Here is a 22,168-nt window from a genome sequence, read left to right as displayed (position 1 = left end):
TTTATAACAGCAACACTAATAACTATTTAGATTGTACCTATAAAGCCCATATATTATGGGCTTTATGCTATGTGGATACCGCTTAATAAAGCAGGTTCAAGCTGTTTAAAATAACCAATCCTGCCGTAGTGGTGACGATAGATGCAATCGTTGTGAGGGCGATGATATTGGCCGCCAAGGTTGAATTGCCCCCCATAGAGCGGGCCATGACATAACTTGCCGCAGCGGTAGGTGAGGCCGTCATAAAGAAGATAATGCCCAATGCTGGACCATGAAAGCCAAGGGCATAAGCAAGTAAACAACTAACGATGGGAGCGATGACTAATTTAAGTACGGTGGCTATCCATGTTGGTAATGTTTCATGTTTAAGGGAGTGTAAATCTAACGAACCTCCGGTACATAACAGTGCTAGGGGGAGAGTCATACTGGCAAAGTAATGGCCGGCATCGGAGGCAATTTTAGGGACAGGTAAACCGATAAAGGAATACAGCAATCCGGCCATAATAGAGATAATAAGCGGATTACTGGTAATGCTTTTTAATATGGTTTTTATAGCGCTAGCGCCGGTTTGTGCCCCTTTAGGAGTTAAAGAGATAACCGCTAGAACATTATACAAAAGTGTGGTTGCGGCGACATAGATAGCGGCTGTAGCTAAACCTTCATTGCCATACATGTTGGCAACATAGGCTAGAGCGATAATGCCGGTATTGGCACGAAAAGCCCCTTGAACAATCACTCCGTTGTCTTTATTTCCTTTCAATATGATGGCGATCAATGCACTGCAAAATGCAAAAAAGAGTAAGTTACTACCGATACTAAAGCCAACTAAAGATGCACTGGTGGCAAAGTCATGATCGGCCTCTACTAGGCTAAGAAAGAGCATCGTTGGTAAGGTCACTTTAAAAACCAAATTAGAGGCACTTTCTATAAATGAGTCATTAATAATAGAGGTTTTTTTCAAAACCACGCCCATAATTAATATTAAGCAGATAGGCCCTGTTACAGAGATAGAAAAAGCCAGTTGATCAATAAGTCCCATAACCGTCCACAATGAAATAAAGATGAATAAGGTGGCTCACTCTTGTTGTTTTGTATTACAAATGAACCCTTTGCGCTATGATGCCATGTTTGTCATGGCTTTGGCAAAATAAAATATGCGCTAGTAAGCACAATACTTAGGCGATAACTGGTTGTATATTCATCGCTCTAGGTTACTTTTTGCGAATTATCACGTAAGATGTGCGCCTATTTTTCTCGGGAAGATATTGTGAAAAGAGAACAGTTTGAGCTTTTAGCCCCAGGTGGCGATCTTGAATCCATCAAAGCGGCCATTGCTGCGGGCGCAGATGCCATCTATTGTGGTTTAGATAGGTTTAATGCCCGTAATCGCGCAGCAAACCTTACTTTAGATAATCTAAATGGCGTACTTAAGTTAGCCCATCAGCAGCAGTGTAAAATTTTTCTTACGCTGAATGTTCTTATCTTAGAAAGCGAAATTCCCGCTATTGTACGCTTGCTTAGCCAGTTAAATACCACAGATATTGACGGTGTTATTGTGCAAGATATGGGGCTTGCGTACTTATTAAAAGTCTATTTCCCTGATTTGGATGTACACGCTTCTACACAACTCAATACCCATAATGAGGGACAAATACGTTTTCTGAAGCAGATGGGTGTCAGTAGAGTTAATCTTTCCCGAGAGTTGACGATTACTGAAATTAAACCGTTAGCTCACTTTGGTCATCAGCATAATGTACTAATGGAAGTGTTTGTTCATGGTTCTTATTGTATTGGTTTTTCAGGCTTGTGTTACATCAGTTCGGCGCGCAATGGTGCATCAGGTAACCGAGGTCGATGCAGTCAACCTTGTCGTGAGCAGTATCAAACAACGACAACAGGCAACAATTACCCTCTTAACCTCAAAGATAACTCGGCCTTTGGTGATCTTGAAGCGCTAGTGGATGCGGGTGTCTATTCCCTTAAAGTGGAAGGCAGGATTAAAAAATCTCACTATGTGTTTACTGTGGTGGATAATTGGCGCAAACAAATAGACAGGTATTGCGACGGTAAACGTTTATCTACAGATACCACGCAACTGTATACCGTGTTTAACCGTGATTTTTCCAACGGATTTTTACAAGGTAACGTTGGAAAAAATATGTACATTGATAACCCAAGAGATAATGCAGTAACGCATTTCTCGAATGTGTATCGCTGTACTTCTACAGAACAAGTTAAGGCGATCAAAAGTAAGCTGTACGATGATAAAACACAGATCATTGAACATGTTGCGCAGCAAACGGCCCATTTTGATATTGAGACTTCATCATCTAGCACCTCAAGTTTGAAAGGGGGCATTGAACCTCTTCGTATACAGACGCTAACCCACCACAATCCTGAAAACAGTATTGCACGTTTGTCGGTGTTAATTTCTAACCGTGATCATGTGTCTTTGGCGTTAGATCCCCAATTTGATACTTATTATCAAATGCCGATGGGGATGAAAGCGGAGCTTGCCCAGTTACTGACATTATTTGAACAGTACCCAAATCTAAAGCCGTCTTTCCCAGCGATCTTAATCGGTGAAGACTTTACAGCAGCAGTGCAGTTTCTCGAGCATATTCGTCCTAGTGAATTAGTGACTAATAACTCCGGTATTGGTTATCAAGCGCAACAGTTAGGCTTGAGTTGGATTGCAGGGCCACAAATGAATATAACGAACTCATTTGCGATGCATTGTTTGCAGCAAGAGTTTGCCGCCAGTGGTGCGTTTATCTCGAATGAATTGAGTAAAAAGCAAATTCGTCATATTAAACGAGGGCAAGGCTTTAGAACATTCTATAGCGTGTATCACCCAAATACCTTGTTAACCAGTCGCCAATGTCTGTTTCAGCAAACGGCAGGCTGTAAGAAGATCAAAATCAATAAAGGGTGTTTAAAACGCTGTGAAAAACACACATCCATTATTAACCTCAAAGATAACCCATATGTGGTGCAAAAACACAAAGGCAGTCACAACAGCATTTATAGTGAACACAATGTGTTAAATCTCAAAGTGCTAGAAGATTACCCACAGCTGTTTACTGATGTATGTATTGATCTTCGAGATATTCAAACACAGACCCAATTACAGGTCAGCCACAGACAATTAGTGGATCTGTTTTTGGCCGCAATTAAGAGTCAAATGGCTGATGGAGAGACTGTTTCTGCCATTTATAATCAAGTCTCGCCAACCAGTAATCACCAATACCATAAGGGAATTTAATACCAATCACAGTAATTAAGTGCTCAGAAATAGCGCAGGAAAAACACTTGAGAACAAGGCGCTATTTTTGATAAATATTGTTCTACATTCAAAAATTGCAACGCCGTTATCATGTGTGTTAACAAGCTAGAATGATCAGTTAATGACTACGATTGGCACAACTTTTATGAAATCAATACGCACAAAGGCAGCCAAATAGGCTGCCTTTGTGCGTATTAAAGTAGTGATGTTTCGCTTACATGAACCATTTCCACCAAATAAATAAAGCAAGAAATCCAAATAAGTAGATCAAGCCAACAATGGATAGTGCCTTTAGTTTAGGGCCCACAGACAATTCTTTAGGTAGTGGAGTTCGAGTCACCAAAATAAAGTTCAATAAGGCAAAGAATGGGGTAGTGATAAACGCAAGTACCATGGCAAAGTTGAGCATAGGCAACAAGGCTTTGGCAAGAAACACCACAATGCATAATGCAGCCGAGCTTACGCAAACCATCCAAATTTGATTGGTGATAGGGTGAATGGTTTGGTTCTTACGTAATAAGCGCTGAGACTCGGTAATGACACGAGAGTAGCCATCAATAACGGTAATGGTACTACCAAAAATACAGAAGAAAGCGATCACCGCCACTAAATAACGAGACCATTCACCTATGGTTGATGCATACAAACCAATTAATTGGTGTGAAAACCCCACCCCTGAAGTTTGTAATTCTACCCCAGAGCCATACATCAATAGTGCCCCTAATGAAACAAAGACCAATGCGAGAATGGCGGTACTGATATAGCCGACATTAAAATCAAATAGGGCTGATTTAGCCGTCACATTTTGATCACGGCACTGAGATTTTAACCACATAGAGGTTAAGCTCGAAATTTCTATAGGCGCTGGCATCCACCCCATAGTGACAACAATAAAGCCTATGGCCGCGAGTGTCCAAGGAGAGGGAGCAACAAAGTCTGGTTGTGGTTGAACTGGGTTACTAAAAGCTATGGCCACCGCAATCAAAGTGGTGACGGTGAGTACGGCCATGATTATTTTAGACAGTGCATCCAGTGCTTTGTAATGACCTATGAGTAAAATGCTCAAACAGGTGATCAATATGATGATGCAGAGCGTTGTCATAGAGAGATCGACAGGAATAAAATACGCGAGCAAACTGGCACTAAACATCAGTAGAGCCGCAGTATTCACCACGGCAGAAATAATGCTCAATACAGCAAATGCGATAAGATACGGCTTGCCAAGCTTTGAGTAACCTTCGACCAAACTTGTTTTCGTGCCAATGGTGTACTGCACCCCTGCTCGAAAAAATGGGTATTTAAATAGATTAACTAGCAAAATTAAAAGGGCCAGTTGCCATCCATAAATTGCGCCCGCTTTAGTGGATGCCACTAAATGAGAGCCACCTACCGCAGCCGCAGCCGCCATGATCCCAGGCCCTAAAGAGCGACTTAGAGATTGTAATTGAGAGGGGATTGATTGAGGGGATACCGCTTTGTTCATTGTCACGTCCATGTGTGATATTTATCTTGTCAATATATGACATAATCATTACAGATGTGACACATGTCAATATTTTTGTACATTTTCGGGCATAATACTGTCCAAATTGGTGCAACTGATGGTTGTTTGTTCAGTTCTGGCGGTGGGGAAAATTAATTAACCCTTAATCCTTAAGGCTTTGGGAAGCGTGTTGCTGATATAAGGTCAGTGCTATGCCCCCAAGAATAAGCAACATGCTAGTGATACTGTGTAAATCTAGTGCCTCTTGTAAAAAGACACAGCCCATTAGCATAGCGATAGCCGGAACGAGAAGTTGTGATAAAGAAGCACTCAGTAAACTGATTTTTGGCACTACGGCATACCAAAGTACATAGCCAAGACCAGAAGTTATTGCACCAGATAGAATGGCGTACATCATCGCTTTTGTATTGAATGAGCCACTATCAAATAACCAAGGTATCAGCGTTAGTGACAACAGCGAAGCCATGATAAACCCTTTAGTGGTGGCAGGAAGCGCAGATTGCGACTGTTTGGCTAATAAAGTAAAGCTTGCCCAACTCAACCCTGAAATTAACATGCATAGCACCGGCCAGATAGATAAAAAGGAAGAGGAAGGACCCACTAGACTTATAAAGCCACAACACGAAATCCCTATCCCCACCCACTCGAGTGTGCGAAAGCGATACCCTTGAATTAAGTGCGCACCTAACAGGGAAAATTGCACCGCGCCAAATAAAATTAACGCACCGGCACCTGTGGTTAACCGAGTATAAGCAATGGAAAAAAGTAAGGCATACAAAAATAAGCTTACGCCTGAGTAACATGCGCTTTTCCACTGTGAATAAAAAACACGGCGGCCTTGGGTGAGCAGCAAAATAAGCGTTAATGTCGTCGCTCCAGAAACCAGACGAATGACAGTAAATAGTTCGGCAGAAATAGCGCCATCCACAAGTGCTAAGCGAGACAGAAGAGAATTGGCGGCAAAAGCAATCATGGCCAATAGGGTTAACAACAAAATACGCACGTGATACTCACTTACTGATAATGGTCGGTTTGACTTACTACAAACTGAAGCAAGAATTGAAGTTACAAAGAGAAGCTATAATATAAGTAGGACGCGGAATATGAAAAGAGTATTGCTCCTTTTTCCCTAAACAATGGTTAATTAAGCTCTAATAGAACCCATAGAGATGCCCCTTGTCTTTCAATAGTTAGTCATACTAACGGCTTATGCTTATTACCCTAAGAACACAATACAGTAACACCAATAGTTAATGCCTTTGGCTTGCTTATCACGCCCTTTATGGCGTGATGTTTTGGCTTAAATGAGGCGTTTAAGTTACTTTTTCTAACGCTTTCAAAAGGGTAGAACTTGAACATGGGCATACGCTTTGTGCGCAGAACAATGTTACAATGTGTCGTTATATTGGATGTGTTACAAGGATGTTTGGATAAATGTTAGATCTGAAGATAACGGCTAAAAAGAGTATTGAACTGCAACAAACACTCTCTGCCGCTTCGCAAGTAGAAACAAAAGTTGAGTTTGTTATTCCAAGCAGTATCGATCTTGGGGATACGTTTTCTGCAGGCGATTTCTTCGATAGTTCCTTTACTCAAACCCGGCGCTTTCATAAAGGAAAAAGCATTAGCTTGATGCTGTTGTATATCAAAATTTTAGAGAAAGAACAGCTTCCTTATGACTCCTATAAAACCTCTATCAGCTTGTTTGCGTATCTTTTTATTAACGAAATTCGTTCCTTTAAAACCAGCCAACAAAAAGAAGATCAAGCAGTAGAAGAGATCATTGAAAAGGCGAAAGGCCATTCGAATATTTTAACGTCATTTCGTCGCTTTTCACTAGAAGATGACCAAAAATTTGAACGTTTTCGTAAAGTAGATGCCATCTTATCTTATGAGTTTGAGCAATATCTGCTGCGACAAACGGCTTATGTACAAAACATCAAAGGGGCGACGGCGGCTAGAGATTACTTGTCACAATTGTCAATGGCTGAAGATGAATACCGCGTTACTCAAATGTATGAAGGCATTTACTCTGTGAAGAGTATTGAGGCTGAGGATCAAGAAAAACTGACGCGTGTCTTTAACCAAACGGATTTACAAAAAAAACTATTGGAACTGCCACTTAGGGTGCATAGCCGCAGTCAGCGAGTAGGGGAAAAAGAACGCTATTTATCCCTCGCTATTGCTACAGGCTTGATTATGTTAGGTTTTAGTGTGGTAATTTTTCAGTTTCGTCTTATGGGTTTGGACACGGATTTGCAATTTGTGTTGGCCTTTGCCGCTTTGTATGTGGTGCGAGATGTGTTTAAAGAAAGCATTAAATCTTGGGTGTTTGAAAAGATCATTCGTAAAAAACCACGGGTCGTATCCACCTTTAGCATGCCGGATAAAAAGACCGATTTAGGTAGTGGAGAAACATGGTTCAATTCGCAACCGAACTCTAAAGTGGCCATTGCTAATCGAGAGAATATTTCGCTTTTTTTCAAAGAGATCGTTAACTTAAAAAACTTTGAATATAACGGATTTAAAAAGATTAAAACCAATACCACCATCGATCTTGGGCAGATAATGCGTTGTTTTCCTAGTGAAAATAGAGATATGTATGTGTATTCAACGTCCAATAAATCGCGTAAGGTTAGCATTTCTCGTCGCGGTAGGATTGAGATTAAAATTCATGAAAAGAAAACCGAGCCTAGCGGAATAAAAGAAAGAACATCACGTTACCGTGTCACTTTTGATCGTAGTAAAATCATTAAGCTTGAGCTAGTACAATAATGAGAGACACGCTTGTTTGAGTTAACCTATCAACAGTGGGCCTTAATTGCCGATCTGTATACCCCTGTGTTGATAATCTCTAGTGTGTTTTTACTGATAAGTGCCTCGCCTCAGTTGCGTATTTGCTGTGTTAAGGCGCAGCTTTTCTGCATCGCTTTAGTGTATGGCTCGATGATGATGGATGAATGGCTTTCTATTTGGCCGTCATTTTCTGCAGACTACAGTACTCATACGGCCATTGCATTGGTGTTTGTTGTGCATATTACGCTTAAAGGTCCACGTCTTGGGCAAGTGATCGCTGTGATTTCGCTATTGGCCTACATGCAACTCATGCATCACCAAGGCTACCACACCTATCTTGATATGATATCCACGCTCATCTACTTATTACCTATGTTATTGGTGACTTGGTCTGCGTTTAGAAAGGCTGATTGATCATAAACCACATATACTGACCTTCTTCGGACAGCGCATAGTCAAAACGTACTACCAAGCCTGCCGCTAGTGCACGCACGGCGAAGCCGCCATCAAATTTCATGTCTGAAGTGAGTTCGGCTATATCATAGCTTGGAGCCACTTGACCGGCCTCGGCAAACGCCACTAGCTGAAACCAATCAATATTGAGAAACTGCAACCAAGAGACGTCTTTTATTGGATTATAACGTAAGGTATAGCGATACTCTGCCGCCGCATACAAACTGGCCTTGTCATGAAATCGGTTGACGTCGTATCCGCGCATGCGATTATAGCCACCCAGTGTAGCGCCTTCGTTATAAGGGGGAGCATTTAGGGTGCTGCTTTGATTGTCATCAAAGGCGATAGACCAAGATGGAGAGTACCCTGTCCAAAAATTGAAGGCGAATATACGCTGCCTTGCCCATTGGCTATCGCCAATGGATAAATACTGACTTAAATCCAACTCAACAAAGTCCCAACTATTTTCTGGTGAAATAATGGTGCCTTCAAAGGTGTAGCCGATGTATTGCCGACTGCCCATAGATGGGTTGGGGGCAAAGTCAGTATTATCGTACTGAATGCCTAACTCAACCGCGCTGAGATCGCCATCCTTTTCATTACCGTTGGCGGCTTTATAAGATTGATATCGGTTAAATTGGCGGGCTAATATCACAGTGGATCCCGTTTGTAATGGGTTCCAATAAGTTTTACTTGGGCCATTGACCAGTAAGCCATTGCGTAAATGATAATGGGCGGTAGGGTCGTCTTTTGCCGAGCCAATAGGCAAAACATATTCCACTTTAATATCAAGCCAATTGGAGAAGCCTTCACCTTGAATGAAATCATCGGGGCTAGAGCCGGAGCTACCAGGACGAGGGGTGTCACTGGGCCAAGGCAGTTGTCCATTAGTATACGCTCGTTGATCAGGGAAGTAAGCGTACATGCCGGCAATGGAGACAAAAGCGCGGTTGGCAAACCACGGGCGATAGTTCCATAGCCCAGCGGATACGCCGTAGCTTTCGGCTCCTGCCCATGTTGTTGCCCCGAGAACCAATTGCTCTTGTCCCACCCCTTGTATTACACCACCGACACCGACATTTAAGCCCATAGTTTCAGAGGAAAAGAGATAGGGAAGTGCCATGCTGTTTTTACTGTTGTTGGCGTTTTCTGCGCGTGTGATCGTATATTTCATGCCCACAGGGGTCGCGGCAGAAAGGGAAAAAGAGATAATGGCACAACAGGCAATAAAGAGATAAAAAGTGCCGATAAAATTAGCTTTATACATGAGTATTTTGAGCATCCTGCTCGAATATGAAATGTGTTTATGTGCAAGATAATACAAGTAAAAAACACTTAGGCAAACCTAAGAAAGTAAAGAGTGTGCAATGAGTGGAAACTAGGGAACTAAATGGAGAAAAAAGAGACAACATGAGTGCGTAGTGTTGTCTCTTTTTTAGGGGAGGCGCTTACCAGAGTAACATGGCAATTAAGGTTAATGCGATAATACAGGCGATATTGAGAAGAATACCCACTCGCATCATCTCTTGTTGTTTAATATGCCCTGAACCAAATACGATGGCATTTGGAGGTGTGGCCACAGGTAGCATAAAGGCGCACGAAGCGGCTACGGCAATCAGTACCGATAAAATCACCGGTGGCACACCTAACGCCTGTGCAACACTGGCAAAAATGGGGATTAACAGCGCAGCGCTGGCTGTATTACTAGCAAACTCCGTCAGGAAAACAACAAATAGCGCAATAGAAGCAATAATAAAGATTAAGCCAAAATCGGCCACTAAGTTACTTAGAGAGTTAGCTAAAAAGACACTGGTGCCTGTTGTCTTTAGTACGTTGCTAAGACAGATCCCGCCACCAAACAGGATCAATACACCCCAGTCTGCGGTTTTTTCAATATCTTTCCAGTGAACAACACGAGCAAAACTTACCAGCACTATTGCACTGAGAGCAATGATAGTATCAAACCTTGATATGCCACCGAGCATAGCATTGATAGGCTTACTAAAAATCCAGCAAAATACGGTTAACGCAAAAATGGCTAGGGTCACCACTTTCCCTTTATCCCAGGCGACAGGTTTGTGGTTGATCTCAAAGGTGCCTTGTAAATTGGGTTTAAGGGCAAAGTATAAAGTGGCAATAGCAATCGGTAGCAAAATAATGGAGGCCGGTAAACCAAACGCCATCCACTCAACAAAGGTGAGATCCACCGCAGCTGCTGCAATGGCGTTGGGTGGGGAGCCAACAACGGTAGCGATGCCGCCAATACTGGCGCTATAAGCGACGCCCAATAACACAAAGACATAGGTGTTACGTTCTTTACCTGCATCCACTTTACTTAATACACCTAACACCATAGGAAGCATCATTGCTGCAGTGGCCGTGTTGCTGATCCACATGGATAAACCGGCCGTCACACCAAATAGCATGAAGACCGCGGTGCTCATTTTTCCTTTGGCTAAAATGAGTACTTTATCGGCGATGACCTTATCTAACCCTTGCACATGCATGGCGGCAGCTAATGCAAATCCTCCTAAAAAGAGGAAAATAATCGGGTTAGAAAAATTGTTCATCGCTGTTTGTGTATTGAAAATATCAAACACCACCGCAAGAATGGGCACTAAGATAGCCGTGACGGTGACATGCAACGCCTCGGTTAACCACAGAACGGCAATGAAGGTTAAAATACAGATGCCTAGAACCACTTGCGGTTCAAACGGTAGTACTTTGTATAGAGCAAAAAAGAGAACGATATCAGCCAGAATAATGAGACTGTTTTTGTTTATAAGCCACTCACGAGTGTTACTGGGGAGTGGCATGTTGTCATTTCGATGCATAGTCATGTTCCTCATAAACCGTTTATATTTGGCTCTATTACGGTTACGTTTTTAATAGAGCTATAGCAGGGGTACTATTTATAGTGAAGAAATGGTTACATGCGTAAGAGGGATTTGAAACGGGTACATTGCAAAATCGTTAACCGCATCATTAATGAGGTTAAATTATTGTTATGGGCGCAGTGGCGATCACAAAGTTAATGTAACAAACTGATGTGATTAAAGAAATTTTGTATTCGAGCTATGGATAGTGGTGAAGTAATAAGAAAAGTAGCAGTAAAAAGAAGTGCTCTTAGTCAGAGCACTTCGTGATAGTAACCTATGTGTGGTTAATGGTTTTTCATGTAGTTTAGCATTTGCGTTTTATAGACGTCGCTATTGCCACCAAAGATAGCTTGGATCCCAGTGCCTACTCGCAACACGCCAGCGGCGCCTAACTGTTTGAGTTTGGCATCATCCACTTGTTGTTGGTCATTCACTTGCATTCTTAAACGAGTGATGCAGGCATCTGCTGAGACAATGTTTTCTTTACCGCCAAATGCTTCTATTAGCGCTTTGGTAAATTCATCGCCTTGTAGTCTCGTCGTGGCCCGTTGTTTGGTTTCTTCACGCCCAGGTGTTTTCAAGTTGAACCCCTTGATAAATGCTGTAAATACAGCGTAGTACACCGCCGCATAAGCCAAACCGAGAGGGATGATCATCCAACCTTTAGTGGAGATTCCGTAAAAGGTTAAATAATCAATGAGTCCAGCACTGAAGCTATAGCCATGTTTTACCCCTAACAGTATACACAGTGGGTAGGCCAGACCCGCCATGATAGCGTGAATGACATAAAGAGCCGGTGATATAAATAAGAACGCAAATTCAATAGGCTCGGTAATTCCGGTAAGAAAAGAGGTGAGTGCCGCAGAAATCATGATCCCCATCACTTTCACTCGGTTCTCGGGTTTCGCGGCGCGACCAATAGCAATGGCGGCTGCAGGTAGCCCGAACATTTTAAATAAGTAGCCTCCCGCTAGGTTTCCCGCATTAGGATCACCGGCAAAAAAGCGTGGGATTTCACCGTGGAACACTTGACCTGCTGCGTTAGTAAAGTCTCCAGCTTGTAATTGAATAATGACATTAATGACGTGGTGTAATCCAAATGGGATCAATGCACGCTCTGCAGTGCCGTAGGCCCAGAAAGCCATAACAGGATTTTGCTCTGTCGCCCAATGACCAAAGGCATCGATACCAAGGCCAATAGGTTGCCAAATGAATGCCAGAACAATACCGAGCAATAACATGGCAAATGAAGTAATGATAGGGACAAACCGTTTACCGGCAAAAAAGCCTAAGTAAGCGGGCATTTTAATAGTATAGAAGCGGTTGAACATATAAGCGCCGACAGCACCGGAAATAATCCCCCCGAGTACCCCCATATCAATATGGTCAACGCCCAGTACGCCAGCCATGACTTTTAAGGTGGCAATTAATACGTAGTACCCAATACCTGCAGCAACGGCTCCCACACCATCGTTGTCAGTAAAAGATATGGCGACACCTAATGCAAAGATGAGTGGTAAATTACCAAATACAGCACCCCCTGCTTCAGCCATTAGTTGTGACACTATTGGTGGAATGAAAGCAAAATTAGCGGAGCCAATACCTAATAAAATACCTGCGGCTGGCATTGATGCTATAGGTAGCATTAATGCCTTACCCACCTTGGATAGGCTAGCAAAGAAGTTTTTAAACATGTGATTACCCTTAATTATATTTTTGTTATTTCGTTGTAAAAATTAACGGTTTTAAGGGCATTACTCAAAATGTAAAATCGCAAAGTTACTGTTTACTTTTGCAACATTTGAGCAGATCACCAAAGCGCATAAGGCATAGGCTTTGTATAGAGAGAGAATAGGGGGGACTTGAAGCAAAGAAGAGTGTGGCAGTAGAAGCAAAACAAAACGTATTTCTGGTGATAAATCTTAGCTCTCAGGTAATGCTATAGAGTAATCCATCTCGATGAGGCTCGCTGTTTGCCAATACTGCAGTATTGACTCTGGTACACAGCCATGTTTGCGTGCGGTGTCAATCATCGCCATTTGAAAGAGAGAACTGAGCTCTACCTGTCCAAGAAGGGCAAGGCTACGGATAATTTGTCTAATACGTTGATGGTTATACCCTTGTGCTTGTAACCAAAGGTGATCGTTTATATTTAAAGATGCGAGGGGCTTAATCGTGTTGTTTGTCATCTCCATACCAAAAAAATTGAGCATAACCTTTAATGAATGCAATTGTCTCCTACGCAATACGTCACTGATTTGAAAGTAATCTCGAGTTGTTTGGCAAACAATAGGTGCTCGTATAATCTCAAGCTTAGGGTTATCTATCGGAAATAACCATTGAATATAGTCTAGATCGTATTCAAGCCAAAAAGGGTCTAGAGCCCATAACTGTTCGATACTTCGCTCATAATGGTCGTATTTTTTTCCAAGTGTAAACTGACAAATAATATTCATTGCAGAACCCAACAACAATCTGAATCAAGTACGATACTTGTAGCATATACAATAATATTATTAATAACTATAATACATATCTCAAATATTAAAGATGATGAGATAAAGCTATTAGCAAAACTAAGTTCACTATACGATGAGTGGATGTAAGTTACTGTTATTTAAGGGTTTGCGTTGCGATTTTAACGTGCGGTAAATGTAATGAGCGCTATATTAATATTTTAGTAAAGGAAAAATGAAAACAAAACCCGACTAAAATATTATTTAATATAAGTAAGACTAATATGGTTTAATTTTTTGGCCTGTAAATATTAAAAGTTTGGAATGGTGAAGTGGTTGAATAAGTATTACTAATTTATCCGTGGTTGTATGAAACGATGATTATGGGGGATTAACTATATTAGATAGTAGTTAAGCCCGATTTCAGATAATAACTGCGACATTCATGGAAAGGCATAGAAGAGGAAGCCAACTGCCGAAAGTGGTACGCTCTTCTCGCCAAAGAAACAAGCAGAACTACTATGAATTATCAGCAGTTGACCGAGGGAAGAAGATATCAAATTTCTGCCCTTTTGGAACGGGGAATTTCAATATCTGAAATTGCTAAGACAGTTAAATGCCATCGCTCAACCGTTTATCGAGAGCTGAAACGATGTAGCAAGAAAGAACAATATCGGCCAGACAAAGCACATCATCAATCAATAGAAAAACGACGGCAAGCCCGTAAGTATCAAGTACCTCAATCGCGTATAGATTTTATTGAGGTTCTGTTGTCTATCGATTGGAGTCCAGAGCAAATATCTAATGTCTTAACCCGCGCAGGGGCTAAAGTGAGCCATGAGTGGATTTACCGATTCGTCGCTCGTAATAAGCGACAAGGTGGAAAGCTATTTAAGCACTTGCGCCAAGGCCATAAGCGGTATCGACGGGGCAAGACAGAGAAAGCACCTGCAATCAAAAACGCAGTTTCAATAGATGAAAGGCCTGACATTGTTGATAGTCGTGAACGCTTTGGTGACTGGGAAATTGATACGGTCTTAGGCAAGCATGGAACGGGGGCAATTGTCACTCTCTTAGAGCGTCAAACGCGTTTTTATCTGACACAGAAAGTGCCCTCTAAGTCAGCAAAAGACGTGACTAACGCAACCATAGCAATGCTGATGCCTTATAAAGCGTTCGTTCATACTATTACCGCAGATAATGGTCGTGAGTTTGCAGGTCATGAAGAAATAGCACGGGCATTAGAAACCGACGTGTACTTCGCACACCCTTACAGCTCTTGTGAACGAGGAGCGAATGAAAATGCTAACGGCCTGTTGAGACAGTACGTAAAGAAAGGAACAGATCTAAGAACGGTTAGTGATGATGATATTGAAAGGGCGCAACAACGAATTAATTATCGTCCAAAAAAGTGTTTAGGGTTCAAGCAACCTGCTGTCATTTTTAGAGAAATGATGGAGGCTACTTGAATATTAAGAATGTCGCACTTCGGAGTTGAATTCGGGAGTAAATATACTTTATATACGTTAAGGAGTAAAAATGTAACCGATGCAATAGCGTTTGTAGAGCATCGGTTAGTTAATTTATTCGAATACGTTAAGAGCGCGGGCTTTACTGCATTTAACGGGAAATTGGTGTTGTACAGCACTCACTGAAGAACAGACTTGTGCTAAGGCACTATTGTTATTCCAGATAAAAATTCCTGCCAGGACGATGACAACAGCAATGAGTAACGGTTTTTTCATGTAGGTGTGTTCCGTATTTATATGAAAGCTAGTTAAAGGATAGACTAATCTACTTTAGTCACCTTATATGAAAACAAAGGTTAGGGCTCTGGATGTACTTTTTACTAGATGTACTAAGGTGGGAGAGAGCTTAACCTGTACATAATTTTTTAATAAAGTTTAAACTTAACTGTCATCAAATTGGACTAACTTACTTTCCGAACTCAATCACTGTTTAGGAAAAATAATGAAGTTAGTTAAGACTGCAGTAGTTACTGCACTCATGTTCTCTGCAGCCGTTTCAGCAATGGACTCTCGTTATCAAGATCGCAGTGGCAACCTAGTTGCTGATGTTCCTTTAAATCAAGCTGAATGGGCGGACCCTTCAACACTTATCTTTGCTTATACTCCGGTAGAAGATCCCGCCGTTTATGCCGATGTTTGGAGTGAGTTCCTGGCGCACCTTGAAACGACAACGGGCAAAAAAGTCCGTTTCTTCCCAGTGCAAAATAATGCGGCGCAAATTGAAGCAATGCGGTCGGGCCGTTTGCATATTGCAGGTTTTAATACCGGTTCCACGCCACTTGCGGTAAATTGCGCAGGTTTTGCCCCATTTACTATGATGGCAGGGGAAGACGGTTCTTTTGGCTATGAGATGGAAATTATTACTCATCCGAAATCTGGGATCACATCGGTGGCCGATCTTAAAGGCAAGAACCTAGCCTTTACCTCGCAAACGTCGAATTCAGGTTTTAAAGCGCCATCGGCTATTTTGGCTGCGGAATATGGCATGAAACCGGAAGCCGATTTCAAACCGGCATTTTCTGGTGCACACGACAATTCAATACTCGGTGTAGCGCACCAAGATTATGACGCTGCCGCCATTGCCAACTCGGTGCTTAACCGTATGTATGCGCGTGATGTCGTTAAACCAGAGCAAATAACCTCTATTTATAAATCACAAACCTTTCCAACCACCTCTTACGGTACAGCGCATAACTTAGCGCCAGAACTACAACAGAAGATCCAACAAGCGTTTTTCACCTTTGACTGGAAGGGAACCAAGCTTGAACAAGAGTTTGGTCGTAACGGTGAAGCACAATTTATTCCTATTACGTATCAAGAGCACTGGCAAGTTATTCGCACTATTGATACGGCTAACAAGGTTTCTTACACCTGTAGCTAGACTGCCTGTCACATTGTTGTTGTCAATGTCGGGTTAAATAGGCGCACATTGAGCGCATTTAGCCCGAATTTTGTTCTCAGGTTCAAACGAACCGCTACTATCTGCAAATGGAAATTATGTCTACTCTCATTCTAAAGGGCTTAACTAAGCATTATTCGGCATCGGATAAAGCACTTACTGATGTCAGCTTTACCGTTGAACCCGGTGAAGTTGTGGGTTTGATCGGGCCGTCGGGCGCGGGTAAATCTACCTTGATTCGTTGTATTAATCGCCTGACAGAGCCCACTCAAGGGCAAGTGCTATTTTCTGATAAGGATCTGGTCAAACTGTCAAAATCGAATCTGCGTCAAGCTCGCCGTGAGATAGGAATGATCTTCCAAGAATATGCCCTTATTGAGCGTTTAACCGTTATGGAAAACGTATTGTCAGGCCGTTTAGGTTATGTGGGTTTTTGGCGCAGTTTTACTCGTCGTTATCCAGCCAAAGACGTACAAGCGGCTTATGCGTTACTTGACCGTGTTGGCTTGTTAGAGCACGCCAATAAAAGAGCGGATGCCCTTTCTGGTGGGCAGCGTCAACGTGTCGGTATTGCTCGTGCTTTAGCGCAAAAACCAAAATTGCTGTTGATTGATGAGCCTACGGCAGCGCTTGATCCTCGTACCGCACGTCAAATCATGCGTTTGATCAGCGAAATTTGTGAAGAGCACCAACTACCAGCCATCATTAATATTCACGATGTAGAACTGGCGAAAAAATTTGTACAACGCATTGTGGGTTTGAAAGCGGGAGAGGTGGTGTTTGATGGCAAGCCAAGCCAGCTTAATGAACATGCCCTGACTGACATTTATGGTCAAGAAGATTGGAACTTGCCTACCGAACACACAACAGAAAATGAAACAGAGACGGTTCACTTGACTGAGGCGCTCGCATGAATAAGCCGTATTCAACTACCTGGCACAAGCCTCCCTTTATCTCAAGTCGATGGTTACGTTGGGGTTTAACATTAGTGGCCATAGCCTACCTATATTTGGCAACGCAGTCGGTAGAGATCAATTGGGCGCGTATTTACGAAGGAAGTGAACGAGGATGGCGATTTATTGTTGCCTTCTTTAACCCTGATTTTTCTGGGCGTTGGGATAATATTTCAAAAGGTCTACTGGAAAGCCTGACCATGACTCTGACCTCTACAGTGGCAGGGGTATTGCTATCCATTCCCTTTGGTTTGGGTGCGGCAAAAAACCTTGCACCAAAACCTATCTATCTGTTTTGTCGTAGTTTTATTGCAGTGGCGAGAAGTTTTCAGGAAATTATCATTGCTATTTTATGTGTCGCCTTGTTTGGCTTTGGTACCTTTGCCGGTTTTGTGACACTCACGTTTGCTACTATTGGTTTTTTAGCTAAGCTTTTTGCCGATGAAATAGAGGGGATAGATCCTGCGCCCTTTACCGCGATGAAGGCCACCGGCGCCAGTTGGCTACAGCAAGTAAACTATGCGGTACAGGCACAAGTGATGCCACGCTTTATTGGTTTATCTATGTATCGTTTAGACATTAATTTCCGTGAATCTGCGGTGATAGGTATCGTCGGTGCTGGGGGGATTGGTGGCACGCTCAATACAGCGATGGATCGCTACGAATATAGCTCAGCGGCCGCCATTTTATTGATCATTATCGCCATTGTCATGGTGTGTGAATACACCTCGACCATTATTCGAAAACAAGTGCAGTAAGGTAACGATATCATGAACAACTTAGATTCTTTGCCTGTTGTTTGGCGTAGATACGATGAAAAACAGACCTTAGCTCATTGGGTTTTATGGCTGGCGTTTATTGCGCTGGTGGTCTTTGCGTGGCAGTTGATGAATGAAGATACCATTTGGTATTTTGTCACTGATTCACCCAATCAAATAGCGGATATTGGTTCACGCATGTGGCCACCACGTTGGAGCTATTTAGAACAGTTATGGCAACCGTTGTGGGATACCCTAAATATTGCCACATTAGGCACATTATTAGGTATTGTATTGGCTTTTCCTGTGGCGTTTTTAGCTGCAAATAATACAACACCTAGTGTGGTGTTTGTGAGACCGGTAGCGTTATTTATTATTGCGGCCAGTCGCTCTATTAACTCCTTGATTTGGGCATTATTGTTAGTGGCGGTCCTTGGTCCAGGTTTGCTGGCCGGTATTATTGCCATTGCGCTGCGCTCCATTGGCTTTATTTCAAAACTGATGTACGAGGCCATCGAAGAGGTGAATAAAACGCAAGTTGCGGCCATTCGCGCAACGGGGGCATCCCCTTTGCAAGTATTAGATTACGGCGTGTTGCCTCAAGTCCTGCCGAGTTTTATTGGCACCAGTTTATTTCGCTGGGATATCAACATTCGCGAGTCCACCGTATTGGGTTTAGTTGGGGCAGGGGGCATAGGTTTGAAACTCCAAGAGTCTATGGCGGTGCTGGCTTGGCCTCAAGTGACGGTTATTTTCTGCTCTATTTTAGTCACGGTAGTGGTCTCTGAGTGGCTGTCAGCAAAAGTGAGACACGCCTTAATTTAGACTGTTCGGCGGTTAGCGTTTCATCATCAATATATTGAGAAATAGGCTGGATGACTGTCCATTAAATAAGCAGGTGAAAACAAAGATTGCGGAACTGAATGCATATAATCCTTTATGATTTTCTGTTGCCATTTTCTTGAATTAAGCAGTGCTAAATCATTGATCTAGTGCTGCTTTTTGTGTGTGGAGAGAGCGGTCTTGTTGGGCTGATTAATGGGATATGGGGCGGGGTAATGAGCTTAGCGGCTATTTAATAATAATTAGCGTACAGTTGTACGCTAAAACGTGACATACTTATTACAAGCCATCTAACTAAGTCAATGATATGTCTAACGCCGATAAAAACGCTTATAGCAAAAATGAAGAATTAGCCAACTCATTATCCCATGGTCTGGGTATGATCTTCGCCATCGCCGCCTTGGTGATGCTGTTGAATCAGGCGTTTGCTCATAATGCAGATACATTAACCATTGTGAGTATGGCCATTTATGGTAGCAGTATGATCATACTGTTCTTGGCTTCCACCTTGTATCACGCCGTCCCTTATCAGAAGGCCAAGCGATTACTAAAAACATTTGATCACAGTGCTATCTATTTGCTTATTGCGGGCAGTTATACGCCTTTTTTGCTGGTGGGTTTGCGTACGCCACTCGCCATAGGCTTAATGGTCGTGATTTGGTGCATTGCCATACTAGGTATTGTGATGAAGTTGGTGTTTGTGTATCGCTTTAAGCGTTTCTCACTAATAAGTTACATAGTCATGGGGTGGTTGTCGTTAATTATTGTCTATCAAATGGCGATGAATTTGCCCATGGGAGCGTTAACTTTTCTTGCTATAGGCGGTGGGTTTTACTCTTTTGGGGTTATTTTCTATGTGGGTAAGCGCATCCCATTTAACCATGCAATTTGGCACTGTTTTGTACTGGCAGGTGCGGTAAGTCACTTTTTTGCCATTTACTTCTATATAAAACCCGTATGATATAACCTGCTTCGTTGAACAATTAAGTGATATGCCCTAGCTTGTAAAAGAAGGGAGGAGATCGCTATGTTTACGCAAAAGGTTACTGCAATTACAGTGGGTTATGTTGGTATGTTCTTACTGCTTACCCCCTTGCTCTTTGGCTGCCAATCCGTATCGGAATCTGCGCCCATCACTGTAGATGAGCCCACCGATCCCATCCAAACCGTGCTGTTTGAACAAGTACTGTCTCCGGCGGGCTTAACGAAACGCTCTTATGGTTTTTTGTATGCCTATGCCGATTTAAATGGCGATACAGAAGATGAATTACTGATATTAATGCAAGATCCTTACTTTTGTGGTTCAGGAGGTTGTAGTGCCTTCTTATTTGACTCTTCGCAACAATTGATGAGCTCCATGAGTGTAGTGAAACGCCCTATATTACTTTCTCATACCGACACTAACGGTTGGAAAAACATAGCCGTATGGAGTGATGGTACGTTAAGGCTACTTAAATTCGATGGACAAAACTATCCAGCTAATGCCTCCACACAGCCTAGGTTTAATCGAAATAAAGCTCGTAGCGTGGCTCATGATATCGTGGTCAACAGTGACCTGTATCAAGATGGGGGATATGAGCTCATAGAGAGTGATGATTTAGCGATGTTCACCCTAATAGATCAATTTCAATTTCAGTTTAAACGTGAGTCCGCAGCCCAGCACCTGTTTATTGCCACAGTGAATGCGTTAAACGGCGATATATTTTTTAGTCAGCAACCGATAATAGAAGATTGAATCGATGGCCAACCCAGAGCATGAAGAAAGGTTAGATTGTTTAGATAAGGTGAGTGTGTTGGCCTATCGCCTCGGTATCACGGTATTTTCTGTCGCCTTATTGCTCCTTTCCTTGGTGTATATATTGTGTTTATTCAATATAGATATCACGGACACTTGGGGGGAGCGAGGTCGCTTCTTAATGGCGATTGCCGCTGCGTTGTGTGCGGCAACCCTACATGTTTATGACAAACATGTGCGTGCCATTATTTCATGGTCCAGTTGGATAGGATTAGTGTTATTGATCCTCTTTCCTGAGTTGCAATGGCTCTATAGTGGATTTTTGTTTGTGACCTTTTCAGGGATCGCTTTTAAAGAGTCCTATTGTTTTAAGCTAAAAGCGCTTACAGCGGTCCCCTTATTGCTGATCTTGTCGGTATTAATGCTGTGGATGAAAGAGCCGACATTATTGGCTATTTTATTGGGGATCAGTGGCGGGATCTTTACTATTCTCAGTGTCAAAAAATGGCAAATGCCTTTACATTTTGACATAGGGAACAAAGAGAAGTATCAAATTTAACCCCTTAGACAGCACAGCCATTGTTAATAAAAGCAGGATACGAAAAGATATAAAGAGTTAAATTACCCGGTGACGTTAGATTTATCGTACCTATTGCAGGCACTCATTGCTATACTCCCTGCAAATAGATTTCCTTAAATACAGACAGTGAACGCAAATGAGTATCAACAGAGAAGAATTACAAAACAACCCGCTGCACGGCTTAAAACTGGAAGATATGGTAAAAGAGTTAGTTGACCATTACGGCTGGGATATTCTCGATACTGCCATGCGTTTTAACTGCTTTCATACCAACCCCTCTGTTGCCAGCAGTGTGAAATACTTGCGCAAAAGTGAATGGGCGAGAGAAAAGCTAGAGGCGTTTTATCTTTCTCGCTTTAAGCGTATGCCACGCCCAACCGAAGAAGAAAAGCAGATGCCGCCAAGAATGCGTACCTTTGCTAATGGCATTGAACCTAAACAGCCAATGGAATTAACCGTTGATTCTATTTTGGCTTCTCAAGCAAAAGCTGCGTCTGCGTTTAAAGCACGTAAAGCCCAAGAGCGCCGATCTTCACCATCGCGTTCTCGTCGTTAATAGAAGTGAAACAGAGCGGGGCGCAGTTATACAACTCGGCCTCGCAATGATTTAGTTTGTCCTTTCCTCTTTTTCGCTTCCACTCGTCGCCTTTGAGACCCTTTGGTTGGCTTAGTCGCTCGACGTCTTTTTTGTACAACCGTCACGGTTTTTATCAACGCTTGCAGACGATGTAAGGCATCTTGTCTATTCAAATCTTGAGTACGGTGCGCCTGTGCTTTGATCACTATGACCCCATCGCTGGTAATTCGGCTATCTGATAGTGCCAGTAGACGCTCTTTGTAGACCGCAGGCAATGAAGAACGCTGAATATCAAAACGTAAATGAATGGCTGACGAGGTTTTATTCACATTCTGCCCACCCGCACCTTGAGCGCGAATCGCGGTCATTTCAATTTCCCAGTCGGCTAGGGTGACGCTGTTTGAGATGTGTAACATACAG

General features: G+C 42.5%; 20 protein-coding genes. 12 read left to right on the top strand and 8 right to left on the bottom strand.

Features of this window, described 5'->3' with window-relative positions; translation table 11 throughout:
* Window positions 1-82: 82 nt before the first annotated feature.
* The gene (locus tag OCU56_RS07455; protein ID WP_261872605.1) at window positions 83-1,039 is read right to left on the bottom strand and encodes an AEC family transporter; all 957 of its coding nucleotides are present in this window, start codon (window positions 1,037-1,039) and stop codon (window positions 83-85) included.
* 198 nt (window positions 1,040-1,237) lie between these two features.
* On the opposite strand from OCU56_RS07455, the gene OCU56_RS07450 reads away from it, so the two are divergent.
* Complete coding sequence (locus OCU56_RS07450) at window positions 1,238-3,265, top strand: U32 family peptidase (RefSeq protein WP_449361858.1); 2,028 nt, start codon at window positions 1,238-1,240, stop codon at window positions 3,263-3,265.
* A 235-nt stretch (window positions 3,266-3,500) separates the two neighbouring features.
* Here OCU56_RS07450 and OCU56_RS07445 read toward each other — a convergent pair whose 3' ends face one another.
* Both OCU56_RS07445 and OCU56_RS07440 read right to left on the bottom strand, forming a co-directional pair.
* Window positions 3,501-4,769 (bottom strand): NRAMP family divalent metal transporter, encoded by a 1,269-nt coding sequence (locus OCU56_RS07445; protein ID WP_261872603.1) that lies wholly within the window; start codon window positions 4,767-4,769, stop codon window positions 3,501-3,503.
* Window positions 4,770-4,932: 163 nt separating this feature from the next.
* Complete coding sequence (locus OCU56_RS07440) at window positions 4,933-5,793, bottom strand: DMT family transporter (RefSeq protein WP_261872602.1); 861 nt, start codon at window positions 5,791-5,793, stop codon at window positions 4,933-4,935.
* A gap of 431 nt (window positions 5,794-6,224) precedes the next feature.
* Here OCU56_RS07440 and OCU56_RS07435 point away from each other — a divergent pair, with 431 nt between their 5' ends.
* Both OCU56_RS07435 and OCU56_RS07430 read left to right on the top strand, forming a co-directional pair.
* Window positions 6,225-7,565, top strand: coding sequence for a hypothetical protein (locus tag OCU56_RS07435; RefSeq protein ID WP_261872601.1), 1,341 nt, complete (start codon window positions 6,225-6,227; stop codon window positions 7,563-7,565).
* 12 nt (window positions 7,566-7,577) lie between these two features.
* A complete protein-coding gene (locus tag OCU56_RS07430; protein WP_261872600.1) occupies window positions 7,578-8,000 on the top strand; it encodes a hypothetical protein in 423 nt (140 codons plus the stop codon).
* Here the strand turns inward: OCU56_RS07430 and OCU56_RS07425 are convergent.
* The 4 genes from OCU56_RS07425 to OCU56_RS07410 all read right to left on the bottom strand — a co-directional run bounded on the left by OCU56_RS07425 (window position 7,984) and on the right by OCU56_RS07410 (window position 13,374).
* Window positions 7,984-9,306 (bottom strand): BamA/TamA family outer membrane protein, encoded by a 1,323-nt coding sequence (locus tag OCU56_RS07425; RefSeq protein WP_261872599.1) that lies wholly within the window; start codon window positions 9,304-9,306, stop codon window positions 7,984-7,986. The genes OCU56_RS07430 and OCU56_RS07425 overlap by 17 nt on opposite strands.
* Window positions 9,307-9,487: 181 nt before the next feature.
* Window positions 9,488-10,873 carry an SLC13 family permease gene (locus tag OCU56_RS07420; protein ID WP_261874791.1) on the bottom strand — a complete coding sequence of 462 codons (1,386 nt, stop codon included), beginning with the start codon at window positions 10,871-10,873 and terminating at the stop codon, window positions 9,488-9,490.
* Window positions 10,874-11,202: 329 nt separating this feature from the next.
* The gene (ptsG, locus tag OCU56_RS07415) at window positions 11,203-12,612 is read right to left on the bottom strand and encodes a PTS glucose transporter subunit IIBC (RefSeq protein WP_261872598.1); all 1,410 of its coding nucleotides are present in this window, start codon (window positions 12,610-12,612) and stop codon (window positions 11,203-11,205) included.
* 228 nt (window positions 12,613-12,840) lie between these two features.
* Window positions 12,841-13,374 carry an opioid growth factor receptor-related protein gene (locus tag OCU56_RS07410; protein ID WP_261872597.1) on the bottom strand — a complete coding sequence of 178 codons (534 nt, stop codon included), beginning with the start codon at window positions 13,372-13,374 and terminating at the stop codon, window positions 12,841-12,843.
* Between the two features lie 521 nt (window positions 13,375-13,895).
* Here OCU56_RS07410 and OCU56_RS07405 point away from each other — a divergent pair.
* From OCU56_RS07405 to OCU56_RS07365, 9 genes are all read left to right on the top strand, one after another.
* Window positions 13,896-14,843, top strand: a complete 948-nt coding sequence (locus OCU56_RS07405; RefSeq protein WP_261872596.1) for an IS30 family transposase — start codon at window positions 13,896-13,898, stop codon at window positions 14,841-14,843.
* Between the two features lie 502 nt (window positions 14,844-15,345).
* Entirely contained in the window at window positions 15,346-16,284 is a 939-nt protein-coding gene (gene phnD, locus OCU56_RS07400; protein ID WP_261872595.1) for a phosphate/phosphite/phosphonate ABC transporter substrate-binding protein, read from the top strand.
* Between the two features lie 116 nt (window positions 16,285-16,400).
* Window positions 16,401-17,216: a phosphonate ABC transporter ATP-binding protein gene (gene phnC / locus OCU56_RS07395; RefSeq protein ID WP_261872594.1), complete on the top strand. Its 816-nt coding sequence runs from the start codon at window positions 16,401-16,403 to the stop codon at window positions 17,214-17,216.
* A complete protein-coding gene (gene phnE / locus OCU56_RS07390; protein ID WP_261872593.1) occupies window positions 17,213-18,013 on the top strand; it encodes a phosphonate ABC transporter, permease protein PhnE in 801 nt (266 codons plus the stop codon). The genes phnC and phnE (OCU56_RS07390) overlap by 4 nt, the downstream gene beginning before the upstream one ends.
* A gap of 12 nt (window positions 18,014-18,025) precedes the next feature.
* A complete protein-coding gene (phnE, locus tag OCU56_RS07385) occupies window positions 18,026-18,838 on the top strand; it encodes a phosphonate ABC transporter, permease protein PhnE (RefSeq protein ID WP_261872592.1) in 813 nt (270 codons plus the stop codon).
* Between the two features lie 325 nt (window positions 18,839-19,163).
* On the top strand, window positions 19,164-19,817 hold the full coding sequence (gene trhA, locus OCU56_RS07380; RefSeq protein ID WP_261872591.1) for a PAQR family membrane homeostasis protein TrhA: 654 nt from the start codon (window positions 19,164-19,166) through the stop codon (window positions 19,815-19,817).
* 66 nt (window positions 19,818-19,883) lie between these two features.
* Window positions 19,884-20,591, top strand: coding sequence for a hypothetical protein (locus tag OCU56_RS07375; protein ID WP_261872590.1), 708 nt, complete (start codon window positions 19,884-19,886; stop codon window positions 20,589-20,591).
* A gap of 4 nt (window positions 20,592-20,595) precedes the next feature.
* Window positions 20,596-21,150 carry a DUF2301 domain-containing membrane protein gene (locus tag OCU56_RS07370; protein WP_261872589.1) on the top strand — a complete coding sequence of 185 codons (555 nt, stop codon included), beginning with the start codon at window positions 20,596-20,598 and terminating at the stop codon, window positions 21,148-21,150.
* A 157-nt stretch (window positions 21,151-21,307) separates the two neighbouring features.
* The gene (locus OCU56_RS07365; RefSeq protein ID WP_261872588.1) at window positions 21,308-21,727 is read left to right on the top strand and encodes a VF530 family protein; all 420 of its coding nucleotides are present in this window, start codon (window positions 21,308-21,310) and stop codon (window positions 21,725-21,727) included.
* Between the two features lie 26 nt (window positions 21,728-21,753).
* Here OCU56_RS07365 and arfB read toward each other — a convergent pair whose 3' ends face one another.
* Window positions 21,754-22,164, bottom strand: coding sequence for an alternative ribosome rescue aminoacyl-tRNA hydrolase ArfB (gene arfB / locus OCU56_RS07360; RefSeq protein ID WP_261872587.1), 411 nt, complete (start codon window positions 22,162-22,164; stop codon window positions 21,754-21,756).
* Window positions 22,165-22,168 lie beyond the last annotated feature (4 nt).

The sequence above is a fragment of the Vibrio rarus genome (genome assembly GCF_024347075.1).
In the GTDB taxonomy this organism is placed as follows: domain Bacteria; phylum Pseudomonadota; class Gammaproteobacteria; order Enterobacterales; family Vibrionaceae; genus Vibrio; species Vibrio rarus.
Note: the sequence above shows the minus strand (reverse complement) of the source record. Positions and strands in the feature narration are given on the sequence as shown.

What these genes read in the sequence shown, in the direction of transcription:
- OCU56_RS07455 (WP_261872605.1), bottom strand. Translation starts at nt 1,039, where the DNA reads ATGGGACTTATTGATCAACTGGCTTTTTCTATCTCTGTAACAGGGCCT.
- OCU56_RS07450 (WP_449361858.1), top strand. Translation starts at nt 1,238, where the DNA reads ATGTGCGCCTATTTTTCTCGGGAAGATATTGTGAAAAGAGAACAGTTT.
- OCU56_RS07445 (WP_261872603.1), bottom strand. Translation starts at nt 4,769, where the DNA reads ATGAACAAAGCGGTATCCCCTCAATCAATCCCCTCTCAATTACAATCT.
- OCU56_RS07435 (WP_261872601.1), top strand. Translation starts at nt 6,225, where the DNA reads ATGTTAGATCTGAAGATAACGGCTAAAAAGAGTATTGAACTGCAACAA.
- OCU56_RS07425 (WP_261872599.1), bottom strand. Translation starts at nt 9,306, where the DNA reads ATGTATAAAGCTAATTTTATCGGCACTTTTTATCTCTTTATTGCCTGT.
- OCU56_RS07420 (WP_261874791.1), bottom strand. Translation starts at nt 10,873, where the DNA reads ATGCATCGAAATGACAACATGCCACTCCCCAGTAACACTCGTGAGTGG.
- ptsG (WP_261872598.1), bottom strand. Translation starts at nt 12,612, where the DNA reads ATGTTTAAAAACTTCTTTGCTAGCCTATCCAAGGTGGGTAAGGCATTA.
- OCU56_RS07410 (WP_261872597.1), bottom strand. Translation starts at nt 13,374, where the DNA reads ATGAATATTATTTGTCAGTTTACACTTGGAAAAAAATACGACCATTAT.
- OCU56_RS07405 (WP_261872596.1), top strand. Translation starts at nt 13,896, where the DNA reads ATGAATTATCAGCAGTTGACCGAGGGAAGAAGATATCAAATTTCTGCC.
- phnD (WP_261872595.1), top strand. Translation starts at nt 15,346, where the DNA reads ATGAAGTTAGTTAAGACTGCAGTAGTTACTGCACTCATGTTCTCTGCA.
- phnC (WP_261872594.1), top strand. Translation starts at nt 16,401, where the DNA reads ATGTCTACTCTCATTCTAAAGGGCTTAACTAAGCATTATTCGGCATCG.
- phnE (WP_261872593.1), top strand. Translation starts at nt 17,213, where the DNA reads ATGAATAAGCCGTATTCAACTACCTGGCACAAGCCTCCCTTTATCTCA.
- phnE (WP_261872592.1), top strand. Translation starts at nt 18,026, where the DNA reads ATGAACAACTTAGATTCTTTGCCTGTTGTTTGGCGTAGATACGATGAA.
- trhA (WP_261872591.1), top strand. Translation starts at nt 19,164, where the DNA reads ATGTCTAACGCCGATAAAAACGCTTATAGCAAAAATGAAGAATTAGCC.
- OCU56_RS07375 (WP_261872590.1), top strand. Translation starts at nt 19,884, where the DNA reads ATGTTTACGCAAAAGGTTACTGCAATTACAGTGGGTTATGTTGGTATG.
- OCU56_RS07370 (WP_261872589.1), top strand. Translation starts at nt 20,596, where the DNA reads ATGGCCAACCCAGAGCATGAAGAAAGGTTAGATTGTTTAGATAAGGTG.
- OCU56_RS07365 (WP_261872588.1), top strand. Translation starts at nt 21,308, where the DNA reads ATGAGTATCAACAGAGAAGAATTACAAAACAACCCGCTGCACGGCTTA.
- arfB (WP_261872587.1), bottom strand. Translation starts at nt 22,164, where the DNA reads ATGTTACACATCTCAAACAGCGTCACCCTAGCCGACTGGGAAATTGAA.